Here is a 15,547-nt window from a genome sequence, read left to right on the forward strand (position 1 = left end):
CACTGCTCTACCAACTCCTTCTGGGCTTCGATGAACTGAAGCAACTCGCTGTCGAATCTTGCGTAACTCTTTGTTTACCAAGGAGTTTTCCGTTTCGACTGCGCCGGAAGTGGGGCGAATTATAGACTTCCAGAATCTGCCGTCAACCCCTAATTACGCTTTTGTTGCGGAAAGTGGTTTTTTCGCGATAAGACGCGGGATTCGACGCATCACCGGGGGGATCCGCAATACCAGAAGCAGCGCACCTATAGATGCATAGATAGCCCACTCCTTCAGATCGGCTCGCACAATCCACAACATATGCAGCAAGCCGAGCCCGAGAATCACATAGACCAGACGGTGCAGCTTCTTCCAGCGATTACCAAGCCGACGCTGACTGTAACGATTCGAAGTGACTGCCAGCACTAATAAAGACAGGAAACCCAAGGCGCCTACAATAATGTACGGCCGCTTACGCAGCTCCACACCAAATTGCGACCAATCCAGCCCAAGGATAAATACGCAATACGCCGCCAGGTGCAGAACCACATACGCAAAACACCAAAGACCCAGTTGCCTGCGGACGGCAATCCACCCCGCCCAAGCGCTGAGCTTTTGCAGCGGGGTCATACACAGCGTGATCAGGAGCAAAATCAGCGTCCCCAGCCCCAACCGATCCATCAGCACCTTGCCGGGATCAGGCCCGAGTACGGAACTCCACGCCTCATACAGCCAGAAAAATGGCCATATGGCCGCTGCTATAAAGACGCCAACGCGCCAGATCGGATAGCGCATCAATAGTTCTTCCGCAGATCGAGGCCGGTATAGAGAGAAGCAACCTCATCGGAGTACCCGTTGAACATCTGCGTCTCACGCACGTTGGGGCTGAACAGGCCACTCGGCAGGCGACGCTCACGCGCCTGAGTCCAGCGTGGATGATCAACAGTAGGGTTCACGTTCGCATAGAACCCATATTCATCCGCGGCAATACTCTGCCAAGTAGTTTTCGGCTGTTCACTGACGAGACTGATCCGCACGATGGACTTCACACTCTTGAAGCCATACTTCCAAGGCACCACCAAACGCAACGGCGCGCCGTTCTGGTTAGGCAACTCTCGTCCATACATGCCCACGGCAAGAATCGCCAAAGGGTTCATCGCCTCATCCAGACGCAGACCCTCTACATAAGGCCAGTCGATCAAACCAAAGCTTGAGCGCTGACCCGGCATGGTTTTAGGGTCTTGCAGGGTTTCAAAGCGGATGTACTTGGCTTTGGACGTGGGCTCAACTTGCTTGAGCAAGGCCGAAATCGGGAAACCCATCCACGGAATGACCATCGACCACGCCTCAACACAGCGTAAACGGTAGATCCGCTCTTCCAGCTGATAAGGCTTCATGAAGTCTTCCAGTGCATAACGCCCCGGCTTGCCCACTTCGCCATCAATCACAACAGTCCATGGCTCGGTCTTGAGGGAGCCCGCATTCGTCGCCGGGTCACCTTTGCCTGTGCCGAACTCATAGAAGTTGTTGTAGTGGGTCGCGTCCTTGAACGGAGTGATGGCCTCGTCCTTCACGGTGACAGCCTGCCATTTCGTAGCGGGCAGCTTCTCGGCAAACCATTTCGGCGCGTTACCCGGCTCAACATCGGCATAGCGGGCAGCCTCTTCAGCACTGGCCCAGCGCGGCAAGCTACTGGCTGCAACACCGGCAAGCGCACCACCGAGCAAGCTGCGGCGTGAGAGGTAGAAGGATTCAGGCGTGACGTCCGATTCGTGGCAATCGGACGCTTTGGGCAATTTGATTAACATGGCAACTCCGCAGCATTGGAGGACTGATGCACCAATAGACTGCGGAGTATGGGGGAAATTACATTAAGACAATGTTTTGTCGCGGCGCAGATGCAGCAAATATTGAACCGGCCCCGACGCGGCGTAGATCAGGAACGCCAGCAGCAGAATACGTGGCGGGTCGCTGAACACGACCGCGAACACCAGCACTACCACGAGGATCGCCACGAAAGGCACGCGCCCCTTGAGGTCGAACTCCTTGAAGCTGTTGTACTTGATGTTGCTGACCATCAGCATGCCGGCCGCGGCAACCATCAACGCCACCAGGAACGACATCTTCGAACCCTGGATGCCGTAATCACTGAACGCCCACACAATACCCGCCACTACACCCGCAGCCGCCGGGCTGGCCAGGCCAATGAAGTAACGCTTGTCGGCGGTACCTACCTGAGTATTGAAGCGCGCCAGACGCAAGGCGGCACCCGCGACATAGATGAAGGCGACCATCCAGCCAACCTTGCCCATATCCCCCAGTGCCCAGGCAAACGCCAGCAAGGCCGGCGCAACGCCGAAGGCAACCATGTCCGACAATGAATCGTACTCGGCACCAAAGGCACTTTGGGTATTGGTCATACGCGCAACACGGCCATCAAGTCCGTCGAGCACCATGGCCACAAAAATCGCGATGGCAGCAAAACCGAAGTACTTGCTGGCACTTGCCGCATCACCCGCTGCCAGAGCACTTTGGGCGCTCATGGAGTTGATGATGGAATAGAACCCGGCAAACAGGTTCGCCGTGGTGAACAGGTTGGGCAAAAGATAGATGCCACGATGCCGGACCTTGCGACCTTCCGCGTCATGCCCTTCTTCGACATGTTCATCGATCGGCAGCAGGCTTTCGGCGTCAGAGGCCTGGTTTGGCTCTTCGGGACGTTCGGTCATGGACTTTACCTTGCAACGGTGTGAAAAGAATTCGACAAATACTCGCGGTGCGTGTTCGCCCGCAAACGATGCAGCTTTATACCAGAACCCGCCCCCAAACGAAAAAACGCGGCCTAAGCCGCGTTTTCTGTTGATGCGTACGACTTAGTTTTTGGCTTTGTCGACGATCTTGTTGGCACCGATCCACGGCATCATGGAGCGCAGTTGCTCGCCGATGATTTCGATACCGTGAGCGGCGTTGTTACGACGCTTGGCGGTCATCGAAGGGTAGCCGGTAGCGCCTTCGGTGATGAACATTTTGGCGTATTCGCCGTCCTGAATACGTTTCAGGGCGTTGCGCATGGCCTGACGGGATTCGGCGTTGATCACTTCCGGGCCAGTCACGTACTCGCCGTACTCGGCGTTGTTGGAGATCGAGTAGTTCATGTTGGCGATACCGCCTTCGTACATGAGGTCAACGATCAGCTTCAGTTCGTGCAGGCATTCGAAGTAGGCCATTTCCGGCGCGTAGCCAGCTTCAACCAGGGTTTCGAAACCGGCTTTAACCAGCTCAACGGTACCGCCACACAGAACAGCTTGCTCGCCGAACAGGTCGGTTTCAGTCTCGTCCTTGAAAGTGGTTTCGATGATGCCGGTACGACCGCCACCCACGCCTGCTGCGTAGGACAGTGCAACGTTTTTGGCGTTGCCCGAGGCGTCCTGGTAGATCGCGATCAGGTCAGGAATGCCGCCGCCTTTGACGAACTCGGAACGCACGGTGTGGCCCGGTGCTTTCGGCGCGATCATGATCACGTCGAGGTCGGCACGCGGTACAACCTGGTTGTAGTGAATCGCGAAACCGTGGGAGAAGGCCAGGGTGGCGCCTTTCTTGATGTTCGGCTCGATTTCGTTTTTGTACAGCGCGGACTGGAACTCGTCCGGGGTCAGGATCATGACCAGGTCGGCAGCAGCAACAGCGGAAGCAACGTCAGTCACTTTCAGGCCATGGGCTTCAGCCTTGGCAACAGTGGCCGAGCCTTTACGCAGACCAACAGTCACGTCAACGCCGGAGTCTTTCAGGTTGCAAGCTTGCGCGTGACCCTGGGAGCCGTAGCCGATGATGGCGACTTTCTTGCCCTGGATGATCGACAGGTCACAATCTTTTTCGTAATAAACTTTCATGAGGTTCCTCTATATATCCAGGCCGTGAGGCCATTCACTAATTGGGTTAAATGCTGAGTACTTTGTCGCCACGGGCAATCCCGGTGACACCACTGCGTACAGTTTCCAGAATCGAGGCCGTCCCGATCGACTGGATGAAGCTGTCCAGTTTGTCGCTCGTACCGGTCAGTTGAACGGTATAAACGCTGGCGCTCACATCAACGATCTGCCCGCGATAAATATCGGTAGTGCGCTTGATCTCGGCACGTTGGGCACCCGTGGCCTTGACTTTTACCAGCATCAGCTCGCGCTCGATGTGGGCACTTTCCGACAAGTCGACCAGCTTGACCACTTCGATCAGCTTGTTGAGGTTCTTGGTGATCTGCTCGATCACCTCATCGTGGCCTACAGTGGTCAACGTCAGGCGCGACAGGGTCGGGTCTTCGGTCGGGGCGACGGTCAGGCTTTCGATGTTGTAGTTACGTTGCGAAAACAGGCCGACAACACGAGACAGAGCGCCGGGTTCGTTCTCCAGAAGCAGGGAGATAATATGCCGCATGATTAAGTACGCTCCGTCTTGTTCAGCCACATGTCGCGCATAGAGCCGTCTTTGATCTGCATCGGGTAGACGTGCTCGCTGGTATCCACCTGAATATCCAGGAACACCAGGCGGTCCTTCATGGCGAACGCCTCTTCCATCTTCGGCTTCAGATCTTTCAAATCAGTGATACGCATGCCGACGTGACCGTAGGCTTCAACCAATTTGACGAAATCCGGCAGCGACTCCATGTAGGAATGGGAGTGACGGCTGTTGTAGCTCATGTCCTGCCACTGACGAACCATGCCCAGTACGCCGTTGTTCAGGCAGACGATCTTCACCGGAAGGCCGTACTGCAGGCACGTCGACAGTTCCTGGATGTTCATCTGAATGCTGCCTTCACCGGTGACACACGCCACGTCGGTCTCGGGGAAGCTCAGTTTCACGCCCATGGCCGCAGGAAAACCAAAGCCCATCGTGCCCAGGCCACCGGAGTTGATCCAGCGGTTAGGCTTGTCGAACTTGTAGTACTGCGCAGCAAACATCTGGTGCTGGCCCACGTCGGAGGTCACAAAGGCATCGCCCTTGGTCACTTCGCACAGGGTTTCGATCACGGTTTGTGGCTTGATGATGCTGCCGTCGCCCTTGTCGTAAGGGAACAAGCCGCGATCACCGCGCCATTCGTCGATCTGCTTCCACCAGCTGGCAACCGATTCCTTGTTCGGCGCTTCGCCGATGTCCTTCAGCGCAGCAACCATTTCGGTCAGTACGCTTTCCACTGGCCCCACGATCGGCACGTCGGCCTTGATGGTCTTGGAAATGGACGCCGGGTCGATGTCGATGTGGATGATCTTGGCGTTCGGGCAGAATTTGCTCGGGCCGTTGATCACACGGTCGTCGAACCGCGCGCCCACTGCCAGAATCACGTCGGCGTGGTGCATGGCCAGGTTGGCGGTGTAGCTGCCGTGCATGCCGAGCATGCCGACGAACTGACGGTCCGTACCCGGGAATGCGCCGAGGCCCATCAAGGTATTGGTAACCGGCAGGTTGAGCAGCTTGGCCAGTTCGGTCAACGGTGCAGAACCGCCGCCCAGAATCACGCCGCCACCCGAGTACAGCACAGGACGCTTGGCCGCCAGGAGCATTTCTGCCGCCTTGCGGATTTGCCCCGAGTGCCCACGAACAGCCGGGCTGTAGGAGCGCAGCTTGGCTTTTTTCGGGAAGACGTATTCGAATTTCTCGGCCGGGTTGGTCATGTCTTTCGGGATGTCTACAACGACAGGACCCGGGCGACCGGACTGCGCGAGGTAGAACGCCTTTTTCATGACATCCGGAATTTCCGAGGGATGCTTGATCATGAAGCTGTGTTTCACGATCGGCCGGGAAATACCGATCATGTCGGTTTCCTGGAATGCATCGGTGCCCACCATGGTGCTTGGCACCTGGCCGGAAATGATCACCATCGGGATGGAGTCCATATACGCAGTCGCGATGCCGGTAATGGCATTCGTTGCGCCTGGGCCGGACGTTACCAGTACCACACCGGCTTTACCGGTGGCACGGGCGTAACCGTCAGCCATATGGGTCGCGGCCTGTTCGTGGCGAACCAGGATGTGGGTAACACCGGGTTCCTTGAACAGTGCGTCGTAAACATGCAGCAGAGCACCACCTGGGTACCCGTAGATATAGTCGACGCCTTCGTCACGCAAAAAGCGGACGAGCATCTCACCGCCAGATAAAAGCTCCACGTTGTTCACCTCTAAAACGCCAGAATACCGTCCGTTGAAAACCGACGGGTCTTAATAGGTTTACTTCTCAACAGAGCATGAGCGACGGTGGTCGCCGACTACGTCAGCACTGACTGAGCAAGTATTGGGATCGTCCCAAGTGTTGCGGGCTTTTCCCACCCAGCGCGAGGTAACGCGTTGCGGGTGTTACAGGTCGGCGCGGATGTGCGCCTCATGATCTGCTGAGCGGGCCTGCTTCTGGCAGTCCCGATACAGCGGACTTTGGATTCTTCTGTTTCAGGCCGTTCAAGTCAAGCAATAATTGCGCTTTTTTCCAACTAAGCGCATGAGAACGTAGAAGAAAGGGCTTTGAGGAGGGATAAAACTCGCCTGAATGTCGTCAAGCGGTAGAAATGTGCGCAAGACTGCCGGAAAACCCGGCAGTCAGGCAATTAACGAGCGTCGACGATCAATTGGTCGAACTTTTTCAGCGCATTGCGCAAACCAAGGCTCTCTTGCGGGCGATCGGCGTAGACCATCTCGGCCATCTCCATGATCCCCGACGCATTGGGCAACGGCAGGTCCTGTTCGAGGATCTGCTTCATGCGCACCAGGAAGATCCATTGCAGCCACTGGTGGAAGTCCAGCGTGTCGACCGAAAAAGGCTCAACACTGCTGAGCGCTTCAACGCTGGGGGACACATCGTCCCACCAGCCTTGAACACGCAATTCACGCTCAATCAGCAACAACTGTTCGGCAATCGCGGGAAAGCGCGCATCCATCAGTAAGTAACCTTGCCTTTTTGTCGAGCCTGGGCGGCGCCGGCAGCATCGCCCTGGGCGGCACGTGCATCACCAATCAAAGCCCAGAGGTTGGCTTGCAGGTCAGGACGACCATTGGCCAACGTCAAGCCGCGACGGGCAAATTGCTCGGCCTGCGGAGCATCACCCTGGGCCATGCGCACTTGGGCCAGGCGATACAGCACTTGCGGCTCGCGAGGCGCCACACGCTGGGCGCGCTCAAGGCTCGATGAAGCACCGTTCAAGTCGCCACCGGCCTGCTGTTGCTGGGCCGTGGTGAGCAAGGCGAGTACCGGGCCATCCAGTTGTTCGTCAGCCGACAGACCGCCCGAGTTGGACGACGACGGAATACCGCTCGGCGTCGACGGCATGGTGTAAGTACCCTGGTTGATCGGTGCCGTTTGAATCGGCGTCGAATCAACCGGCCCCGACGTGCTTGGGCCCGGCGTCCACGGCTCGGCACTGATCGGCGCAGACGTGGTTGCACCACCGCCCGGCACCATCACCACCACGCCAGAATCCTGCGGGATGGCTTGGGCCTTGGCAGCCGCGGGACGGGTGGTCACGGTCTGACGGAAACCGCCATTGGCCGAGATACGGTCATTATTCGAAACGTTCGTGCTCGAATCCACCACGGGAATCGAGCCGCGCTGCACGCTGGCGCAACCGTTGAGCAAAGCCAGAGCTGTAATAGCTGGAATCCACCACTTGTTCACTTGAAACCCTCTTTGCTTAGCTTAATTCATCCAGCCCTTGACCCAATCCATCACCGATTCCGCGCTCGCAGGGGCACCGCCACCGCATGCGGGGCCGGCAGCCGGCTCGCTGCCGCGAATATACGGCATCTGCACCGCGCCCGGGCAATTGGCCTCAGAGCCCTGCCCCGTGTGCGGATCAATCCACGCCTGCACGACGTTGTCCGGCAGCGGCATATTAAGCGGCAGCGGGTCGGCTTTGCGCATGAAACTTGTCCACACCTGCAACGCGCCGGTCGCACCGGTAAACGGCGTCTTGCCGTTGTCGTCACGGCCCAGCCACACCACCGCCAGCACGTCCTGGCCAAAACCTGCGAACCAGCTGTCTCGCGAGTCGTTACTGGTGCCGGTTTTACCCGCCAGCGTCAGGTTCGCCGGCAGCACGTTATAGACCGAACGCCCGGTGCCCTCGCGCATCACGCGTTGCATGGCGTTCTGGATCAGGTAGATGGAGCCTGCGTCGAAGCGTTGCTGAATCTGGAACGGATAACGCTTGAGCGGCTCACCCTCGGCGGTCAGCACACTGCGAATGCCGCGCATTGGCGTATTGAAGCCACCGTTGGCGATGGTCTGGTACATCGTGGTCACTTCCATCGGCGTCATGGCGCCGGCGCCCAGCAGCATCGATGGGAATGCCGGGAACTCACGGTTGATGCCCAGGCGTCCCAGGGTTTTCAACACGTTCGGCACGCCGACTTCAAGCCCGAGGCGCGACGTGGAAATGTTGTAGGAATGCGCCAGGCCCTGGTACAGGAATATCGTACCGTTGGAACGACGCTCGAAGTTTTTCGGCGTCCACACCTGGCCATCTGCCAACTTGACCGACAACGGGTCATCCGACAGCCAACTGGTGAGGGTGTATTTGCTCGGTTTTTCCAACGCCGTCAGGTAAACCGCCGGCTTGACCAGCGAGCCGATTGGCCGCACCGCGTCCAGCGCACGGTTAAAACCGGCAAAACTGGCCTGGCGACTGCCAATCATGGCCTGGACTTCGCCGGTTTCCGGGTTGGTCACAACCATGGCCGCTTCAACTTCATCCGCACCTTTGCGACCTGTCAGACGCTTGAAGGTGTCATTGACGGACGCTTCGGCTTTCATCTGCAGAATCGGGTCGAAGCTGGTGAAGATCCGCAGGCCTTCTTCGGTCAAGTCTTCGTCGCGATAGTCTTCGCGCAACTGGCGTTTGACCAGGTCGATAAAGCCCGGGAAGGAACTGTCGGCCAGCTTGCCGCGGGTTGTCACACCCAGTGGCATTTTCTTCGCGGCAGCGACTTGTTCGGCCGTGGCCACGCCCTGCTGCTCCAGCACGTCGAGCACCAGGTTGCGGCGCTCCAGCGCACGCTCCGGATTGCGACGCGGGTTGTAATAGGACGGGCCTTTGACCATACCCACCAGCAACGCGACCTGGTGCAGCTTCAACTCGGACAAGGGCTGACCGAAGAAGAACTGACTGGCCAAACCAAAACCGTGCACCGCGCGCTGGCCATCCTGGCCGACGAACACCTCATTGAGGTACGCCTCAAGGATTTCCTGCTTGCTGTAATGCAGCTCCAGCAGCATCGCCATCATGGCTTCGGTGAGCTTTCGGGTCAGGCTGCGTTCGCTGGTCAGGTAGAAGTTCTTGACCAATTGTTGCGTCAGCGTACTGCCGCCCTGCGTCATCTTGCCGCCGGAAGTGTTGACCCAGATGGCGCGGGCAATCGACTTCGGCGAAACGCCCCAATGGCTGTAAAAATCGCGATCTTCTACGGCGACCAGGGTTTCGAGCAGATACGGCGGAACCTGATCCAGTTTGATCAGGATGCGATCTTCCAGGTTTTTCGGGTAAATGCCGCCGATCAGCAGCGGTTCCAGGCGCACGACCGGCAGCTTGGCGCCATTGAGCGACGACAGCTCGGCCACGTAGTCACCCGAGAAGCGCACGCGAACCGGCTGGGCTTTTTCCAGACCTTCATAAAACTGGAAGCCACGGGTATTCAGGTCGACGGTATTGCCGCTGACGGCTGCCGCACCCGGGCCATTGCTGACGGGTTCGCGGCGATAACCCAGGGCGTCAAGCTCGGTAAGGAAGTCTTCCTTGCTCAGCTTCTGGCCGTTGAACAGCTCCAGCGGGCGGGCATATACCTTGGCCGGAATGGTCCAGCGCTTGCCGGAGAATTTTTCCTGGACCACGGCGTCGAGGTACACCGCAAAGCCTGCGAGCACCACAAGGCCCACGAGGCTGAGCTTGAGCGCCCAGCCCAGCCACGGGCGCAGGCCACGGGAAGGAGGTTTTTTACGGGAACGGGGAGATCGGGTTCGAGTCATGGCGGCGGATTATACGCACTTTATCGATGATCAACATGAGCCGGACAGCGGTTTGCACGACCGCTCGTAGCGGCCATAATGCCCGCCATGTTTTCCCCCAGACTTTGAAGGATCGCCCGTGAGCCAGTCCCTGATCGCTGCCCTGCAAAACCCGGCTTTATACCCTCACCCGGTTGAAGCGTTCCAAGTCATCGAAACCCATATTTCCTGGGTGATCCTGACCGGTCCCTATGCTTATAAATTGAAGAAGCCGATGAACTTCGGCTTTCTCAACTTCACCGCCCTGGAAGATCGCGGGCACTTCTGCAACGAGGAGCTGCGCCTCAATCAGCGTCTGACTGAAGATTTGTATCTTGAAGTGTTGCCAATCACCGGCACCGCCGAGGCGCCGCAGTTGGGCGGCGACGGCCCAGTGATCGAGTACGCGCTGAAAATGCGCCAGTTCCCGCAAAGCCAGATGCTCAGCACCTTGCAGGCCAACGGCGAATTGACCAGCGCGCACATCGATGAGATGGCCAGGCAGATCGCGCACTTCCACCTCACCGCGCCCAAAGTCCCGCAAGAACACCCGGCTGGCACCCCGGACGAGGTCATGGCGCCGGTACGCCAGAACTTCGAACAGATCCGCCCATTCCTCAGCGACAAGGCCGACCTGGCACAACTCGAAGCCCTGCAAGCCTGGGCTGAAAGCAGTTTCGAACGCCTCAAGCCGCTGCTCCAACAACGCAAGCTCGACGGTTTCACCCGCGAGTGCCATGGTGATATTCACCTGGGCAACGCCACGCTGATCGATGGCAAGGTCGTGATTTTCGACTGCATCGAATTCAACGAGCCGTTCCGTTTCACCGACGTGTATGCCGACACCGGCTTCCTGGCGATGGACCTTGAGGACCGTGGCCTCAAATCCCTGGCGCGGCGCTTCATCAGCCAATACCTCGAATTGACCGGCGACTATCAAGGCCTGGAAGTGCTGAACTTCTATAAAGCCTACCGTGCACTGGTACGCGCCAAAGTGGCACTGTTCAGCATGCCGAGCGAAGCCAACCCGGTACAACGCGCCACCACCCTGCGCCAGTACCGCAACTACGCCAACCTGGCAGAAAGCTACAGCACTATTCCTTCACGCTTCCTGGCGATTACCCACGGCGTGTCGGCCGTCGGCAAAAGCCACGTTGCGATGCGTCTGGTGGAAGCGCTGGGGGCCGTGCGCCTGCGGTCGGATGTCGAGCGCAAACGTCTGTTTGGCGAACAACAGGTTGAAAACACGCCACAGGCCGGCATCTATGCCGTCGACGCCAGCGCCGCGACTTACGCGCGCCTGAACGAGATCGCCGACACCGTACTGCGCGCCGGCTACCCGGTCGTGCTGGATGCCACCTTCCTCAAACACGAACAGCGCGACGCCGCCGCCAAAATCGCCGAGGCGACGGGCGCGCCGTTCCTGATTCTGGATTGCAATGCACCGCAAGCCGTTATCGCCAGCTGGTTGGCGCAGCGTCAGGCAGACAAAAACGATCCGTCTGACGCGACGCTGAGCATCATTGAAGCGCAGCACGCCAACCGCGACCCGCTGTCCGCCGAAGAACTGCTGCTGAGCAAGCGTGTAGAAACCAACGAAAGCGGCACGCTGGACGCACTGGTGGCTCATATCCGCCAGCGTCTGCCCGGCCTGTAAGAAATATTTCTTGGCCGTGTCACCGATCTACGGTGCACGGCCAAGCAATAGTGGCACTATAATGGCGTCATAATTCCAACAGGAGTCGCCATCATGAGTCAGCCCAAGCTTCTTGATACCCCGCTCTACGCGCTCCTGCATAAGGACGACATCCGCGGCTTCAACGCAGAACGCCCCAAAGACGGCACCATCGACATGCGCGGTGGCGACTTCCGAGGGCTAGACCTGCGTGACCTGAACGCCACGGGCGTGGACTTCACCGACGCCTACTTCCGCTCGGCCGACTTGCGTGGCCTGGATTTGCGCGGCTGCTCACTGGAAGGCGCCAGCCTGGCCCATGCGCAGATCTCCGGTACCTACTTTTCACCCGAATTGACTGCCGACGAGATTCTGATGTCGGTCAATTTCGGTACTCGCCTGCGCTATCGCACTAAATAGCACCGCCTTCAAAACCCCGGCCCGACACCCAGCGAGCCGGGCGTTTCTCGCCTGTTTATCGCCAACTCTCCCGACGCATTCTTATAAGCTTTTCAGCCATTCCTGACCAAAGAACCACGCTTTTCCTACTGAGCGCTACACTCCTTTTCAGGCTTGCCTGGTCACGATACCCACCGCACCATTCGGCCGTCGCAAGGAGGCTTGATGAACGATGAGCTGCAACACCTGAAAAACCTGGGCAAGACGTCGGCGCAGTGGCTGCACGCGGTGGGCATCCACAGCGCGTCCGACTTGCGCCGCCTGGGCGCGGTGGATGCCTACCGAGCCGTGCGCACGCGCGGGTTTCGGGCATCGAAAGTACTGCTGTATGCCATTGAAGGCGCACTGATGGATGTGCACTGGAACGATATACCGACGGAGCGCAAGGAGGCATTGAACCGTCAGCTGGATGCTCTTGGCGCGCGCCAGAAGAATTAACTCGGCAACCAAGCCCCGTATTTTCGGGCGCTGCGCATAAGCGTTTGAAGAAACTCACCGAGCAGGCGAAAACAATTGTTGACTCTCAAATGAGAATCGTTATGATTATCACAACTGGTCGCGAGATCAGCCGATAACTGAAAGACCATTGGTTCGGACTCTCAGATTATCTCCTCATCAGGCTAATCACGGTTATTTGACCCGGCTCTTGCCGGGTCTTTTTTTGCCCGCGAGAAAGCGCCGCTCAGCGCGCAATGATCAACGGATGCCCGCGCTCGGGATGCGGCTGCACCAACACATCCAGACCAAACACAGCCTTGAGCGGCTCCGGCTGAAACACCTTCAACGGTGTATCCAGCGCATGAGGACGCCCGTCTTCCAGCAACAGGATCCGGTCGCAGTAACGCGCTGCCAGGTTCAAGTCATGAAGGATTACCAACACCGCGGCCCCTCGATCTGCAAAGCTGCGTATGGCTTGCAAGGTCGTGTGTTGATGCAAAGGGTCGAGCATCGACGTCGGCTCATCCAGCAGCAATGTCTGCCCCGCCTCACCCGGCCATAACTGCGCCAACACTCGCGCAAGGTGCACACGCTGGCGTTCGCCGCCGGACAACGCGAGGTAGCTGCGACCCCTTAAGTGCCCGACATCGGCAGCCTGCAATGCCGCCTCGATGATTTCATCATCACGCACCCGCCCGGTTTGATGGGGCAAGCGGCCCATGCCGACGACTTCCTCGACGCGGAAAGCAAAATCCAGGGTCGACGTCTGCGGCAATACCGCCAGCCGCTGCGCCCGCTGCGAACCGCTCCAGTCTTTCAACGCAAGCTGATCCAGCCAGACATTCCCCTGATCCGGCTCAAGGTCGCCGCACAGCGCGCCGAGCATGGTACTTTTGCCCGCGCCATTGGGGCCTAGTACTCCGAGTACTTCACCCGGCAAAAGGTCGAGGGTGACATCCGACAGCACCGTTTTACGCCCGCGCCGGATCTGCAACGCTTCCACTCGCAGCATCAGGCACGTCCCCGCAACAACAGATAGAGAAAAAACGGCGCGCCAATAAAGGCCGTCACGATGCCGATCGGCAACTCCGCCGGTGCCAAGGCCAGGCGCGCCACCAAGTCAGCGAACAGCAGCAAACTCGCGCCCGCCAGTACAGACGCAGGCAACAACACGCGATGATCCGGCCCCGCTAGCAGCCGCACCAAATGCGGCACCACCAGCCCGACAAACCCGATCATCCCCGCCGCCGCCACTGCCGCGCCCACGCCCAACGCGGTGCAGAACACCAGCTCGCGCTTGAGTCCTTCAACGTCAATTCCCAGGTGACTGGCCTCCGACTCACCCAGCAACAATGCATTCAGCGCCATGGCCCGGCGTGGCAGCCAAAGCGCGACGCCTGCACTCACCAGCAGCAAAGGCCACAACCGTGAATAACTGGCGCCATTGAGGCTGCCCAGGTTCCAGAAGGTCAGGGTGCGCAACGTCGCGTCATCCGCCAGATAGGTAAACAGCCCCACCGCCGAGCTGGCGAGGGCCGTCAGGGCGATACCGGCAAGCAGCATCGTCGCAACATTGGTCTGCCCGTTACGCCGCCCAAGCCGATAGACCAGTGCGGTAACGCCCAAACCGCCGAGAAATGCACACAGCGACAACAGATAAGGCCCGAACGCATCCGGCAAACCGCCAAAAAACGAACCTCCGACGATAGCGATAGCCGCGCCCAACGCCGCACCGCTGGACACGCCAACCAGTCCCGGGTCGGCCAGCGGGTTGCGAAACAAGCCCTGCATCGCCACCCCCGACAACGCCAGCACGCCGCCGACGGCTAGGCCCAGCAACGTACGCGGCAGGCGAATCTGCCCCAGGATCAACTCGGCCTGCTCCAGCCCCCGAGCCTCAATCGGCACGCCTATCAGGCGCAAGGCGGCCTTGAGCGTATCCATCAGCGGCAGACTGACCGGCCCCAGCGCCAACGACAACCAGATCGCCACTACGCACAGCAGCGTCAGCCCGATAAACAGCGTTTTCGGTTTAACAGACGTGGTCATGGGGCAGGTTTAGCCTGGGACGGGTAAAACCCGGCGGACAGTGTGACCAGGCTTTGCGGCAGGCGCGGCCCAAGCCCACCGACCAGCAACGTCGGGTCCAGCTCAAACACCCGCCCGTTCTTCGCGGCCGGCGTGGAAGCCAGAATCGGGTTTTCCTTGAACAGGGCTGCCCGCGCCGCGTCGCCCGTCAATGCACGATCGGCAAATACCAATACATCAGGGCTCAAACCTGCCAGCGACTCCACCGAAAACGGTTTGTAACCGGTGTGGGTAGCCAGGTTATGCCCGCCCGCCTGCTGCAACAGCCAATCGGCGGCGGTGTCTTTGCCAGCAATCAACGGCTTGCCACCGGCATGCCCCAGCAGCAACAACACGCCCGGCGCTTTTTGCGTGGCCTGGGCCTTGGCGACCCAGTTCTTTTGCTGCGCCAGCACCTGTTCATATCCGGCAAACAATTCGTTGGCCTTTGCTTCATTACCGAGCAACTTGCCCAAGTGCTGAAGGTTGCCTTTCAAGGTCGGCAAATCCGCCTGCGCCGAGAACATTTCCACTTGCACGCCCGCGCCACGGATCTGCGCCAACACCGGCGGCGGGCCCATTTCCTCAGTACCGACCAGCACCTGCGGGCGCAGGCTGAGGATGCCTTCAGCCGACAACTGCCGCTGATAACCAATGCTTGGCAACGCCTTGAGCGACTCGGGATGCTGGCTGGTGGTGTCGACCCCCACCAATTTCGACTCCCCGCCCAGCGCCGTCACCCATTCCGACAACGCCCCACCGGCACTCACCCAGCGTTGAGGCAGTTCAGAGGCCTGGGCCGCGTGGTTGACCAGCAGTGAGGCAACAAGCGCAATAGCGCTGGTACTCAGGCGCATAACAGGGTTTCCTTCCGAGGGCGGGGCCGCTCAAGCACTCACCGATGTGACAGATGGA

At 59.0% G+C, this 15,547-nt stretch carries 15 protein-coding genes; 3 read left to right on the top strand and 12 right to left on the bottom strand.

Translation table 11 applies throughout. The annotated features are described in order from the left end of the window. Nucleotides 1-153 precede the first annotated feature (153 nt). The 9 genes from msrQ to mrcB form a co-directional block, all read right to left on the bottom strand. A complete protein-coding gene (msrQ, locus tag BFW87_RS06505) occupies nt 154-774 on the bottom strand; it encodes a protein-methionine-sulfoxide reductase heme-binding subunit MsrQ (protein WP_078739111.1) in 621 nt (206 codons plus the stop codon). Then, complete coding sequence (gene msrP, locus BFW87_RS06510) at nt 774-1,787, bottom strand: protein-methionine-sulfoxide reductase catalytic subunit MsrP (protein WP_078739112.1); 1,014 nt, start codon at nt 1,785-1,787, stop codon at nt 774-776. The genes msrQ and msrP overlap by 1 nt, the downstream gene beginning before the upstream one ends. A gap of 63 nt (nt 1,788-1,850) precedes the next feature. Next, entirely contained in the window at nt 1,851-2,708 is an 858-nt protein-coding gene (gene pssA, locus BFW87_RS06515; protein WP_078739113.1) for a CDP-diacylglycerol--serine O-phosphatidyltransferase, read from the bottom strand. 144 nt (nt 2,709-2,852) lie between these two features. Further along, the gene (gene ilvC / locus BFW87_RS06520; RefSeq protein WP_078739114.1) at nt 2,853-3,869 is read right to left on the bottom strand and encodes a ketol-acid reductoisomerase; all 1,017 of its coding nucleotides are present in this window, start codon (nt 3,867-3,869) and stop codon (nt 2,853-2,855) included. 46 nt (nt 3,870-3,915) lie between these two features. After that, nucleotides 3,916-4,407: an acetolactate synthase small subunit gene (gene ilvN / locus BFW87_RS06525; protein ID WP_003176102.1), complete on the bottom strand. Its 492-nt coding sequence runs from the start codon at nt 4,405-4,407 to the stop codon at nt 3,916-3,918. Nucleotides 4,408-4,409: 2 nt separating this feature from the next. After that, on the bottom strand, nt 4,410-6,134 hold the full coding sequence (locus BFW87_RS06530) for an acetolactate synthase 3 large subunit (RefSeq protein WP_078739366.1): 1,725 nt from the start codon (nt 6,132-6,134) through the stop codon (nt 4,410-4,412). Between the two features lie 431 nt (nt 6,135-6,565). Further along, on the bottom strand, nt 6,566-6,895 hold the full coding sequence (locus BFW87_RS06535; protein ID WP_078739115.1) for a YqcC family protein: 330 nt from the start codon (nt 6,893-6,895) through the stop codon (nt 6,566-6,568). After that, entirely contained in the window at nt 6,895-7,629 is a 735-nt protein-coding gene (locus BFW87_RS06540; protein ID WP_078739116.1) for a tetratricopeptide repeat protein, read from the bottom strand. Before BFW87_RS06540 ends, BFW87_RS06535 begins: the two co-directional genes overlap by 1 nt. A 21-nt stretch (nt 7,630-7,650) precedes the next feature. Further along, nucleotides 7,651-9,975, bottom strand: coding sequence for a penicillin-binding protein 1B (gene mrcB / locus BFW87_RS06545; protein WP_078739117.1), 2,325 nt, complete (start codon nt 9,973-9,975; stop codon nt 7,651-7,653). 118 nt (nt 9,976-10,093) lie between these two features. Between mrcB and BFW87_RS06550 the strand changes: the two genes are divergently transcribed. The 3 genes from BFW87_RS06550 (at nt 10,094) to BFW87_RS06560 (ending at nt 12,565) form a co-directional block, all read left to right on the top strand. Further along, nucleotides 10,094-11,650, top strand: coding sequence for an AAA family ATPase (locus BFW87_RS06550; RefSeq protein ID WP_078739118.1), 1,557 nt, complete (start codon nt 10,094-10,096; stop codon nt 11,648-11,650). A 93-nt stretch (nt 11,651-11,743) separates the two neighbouring features. Continuing rightward, on the top strand, nt 11,744-12,088 hold the full coding sequence (locus BFW87_RS06555) for a pentapeptide repeat-containing protein (RefSeq protein WP_078739119.1): 345 nt from the start codon (nt 11,744-11,746) through the stop codon (nt 12,086-12,088). Nucleotides 12,089-12,292: 204 nt separating this feature from the next. Continuing rightward, nucleotides 12,293-12,565 carry a TfoX/Sxy family protein gene (locus BFW87_RS06560; protein WP_078739120.1) on the top strand — a complete coding sequence of 91 codons (273 nt, stop codon included), beginning with the start codon at nt 12,293-12,295 and terminating at the stop codon, nt 12,563-12,565. Nucleotides 12,566-12,809: 244 nt separating this feature from the next. Here BFW87_RS06560 and BFW87_RS06565 read toward each other — a convergent pair whose 3' ends face one another. Genes BFW87_RS06565 through BFW87_RS06575 form a run of 3 tightly spaced genes read right to left on the bottom strand, consistent with a single transcriptional unit; the run spans nt 12,810 to nt 15,489 of the window. Next, nucleotides 12,810-13,577, bottom strand: a complete 768-nt coding sequence (locus tag BFW87_RS06565; RefSeq protein ID WP_078739121.1) for a heme ABC transporter ATP-binding protein — start codon at nt 13,575-13,577, stop codon at nt 12,810-12,812. After that, nucleotides 13,577-14,614 (bottom strand): FecCD family ABC transporter permease, encoded by a 1,038-nt coding sequence (locus BFW87_RS06570; protein ID WP_078739122.1) that lies wholly within the window; start codon nt 14,612-14,614, stop codon nt 13,577-13,579. Before BFW87_RS06570 ends, BFW87_RS06565 begins: the two co-directional genes overlap by 1 nt. Continuing rightward, nucleotides 14,611-15,489, bottom strand: a complete 879-nt coding sequence (locus BFW87_RS06575; RefSeq protein ID WP_078739123.1) for a heme/hemin ABC transporter substrate-binding protein — start codon at nt 15,487-15,489, stop codon at nt 14,611-14,613. Before BFW87_RS06575 ends, BFW87_RS06570 begins: the two co-directional genes overlap by 4 nt. Nucleotides 15,490-15,547: the final 58 nt, after the last annotated feature.

It is taken from the genome of Pseudomonas fluorescens, assembly GCF_002022275.1.
Lineage (GTDB): Bacteria > Pseudomonadota > Gammaproteobacteria > Pseudomonadales > Pseudomonadaceae > Aquipseudomonas > Aquipseudomonas fluorescens_AJ.

Coding starts and splice junctions, on each gene's coding strand:
- msrQ (WP_078739111.1), bottom strand. CDS start 774: ATGCGCTATCCGATCTGGCGCGTTGGCGTCTTTATAGCAGCGGCCATA.
- msrP (WP_078739112.1), bottom strand. CDS start 1,787: ATGTTAATCAAATTGCCCAAAGCGTCCGATTGCCACGAATCGGACGTC.
- pssA (WP_078739113.1), bottom strand. CDS start 2,708: ATGACCGAACGTCCCGAAGAGCCAAACCAGGCCTCTGACGCCGAAAGC.
- ilvC (WP_078739114.1), bottom strand. CDS start 3,869: ATGAAAGTTTATTACGAAAAAGATTGTGACCTGTCGATCATCCAGGGC.
- ilvN (WP_003176102.1), bottom strand. CDS start 4,407: ATGCGGCATATTATCTCCCTGCTTCTGGAGAACGAACCCGGCGCTCTG.
- BFW87_RS06535 (WP_078739115.1), bottom strand. CDS start 6,895: ATGGATGCGCGCTTTCCCGCGATTGCCGAACAGTTGTTGCTGATTGAG.
- mrcB (WP_078739117.1), bottom strand. CDS start 9,975: ATGACTCGAACCCGATCTCCCCGTTCCCGTAAAAAACCTCCTTCCCGT.
- BFW87_RS06555 (WP_078739119.1), top strand. CDS start 11,744: ATGAGTCAGCCCAAGCTTCTTGATACCCCGCTCTACGCGCTCCTGCAT.
- BFW87_RS06560 (WP_078739120.1), top strand. CDS start 12,293: ATGAACGATGAGCTGCAACACCTGAAAAACCTGGGCAAGACGTCGGCG.
- BFW87_RS06565 (WP_078739121.1), bottom strand. CDS start 13,577: ATGCTGCGAGTGGAAGCGTTGCAGATCCGGCGCGGGCGTAAAACGGTG.
- BFW87_RS06570 (WP_078739122.1), bottom strand. CDS start 14,614: ATGACCACGTCTGTTAAACCGAAAACGCTGTTTATCGGGCTGACGCTG.
- BFW87_RS06575 (WP_078739123.1), bottom strand. CDS start 15,489: ATGCGCCTGAGTACCAGCGCTATTGCGCTTGTTGCCTCACTGCTGGTC.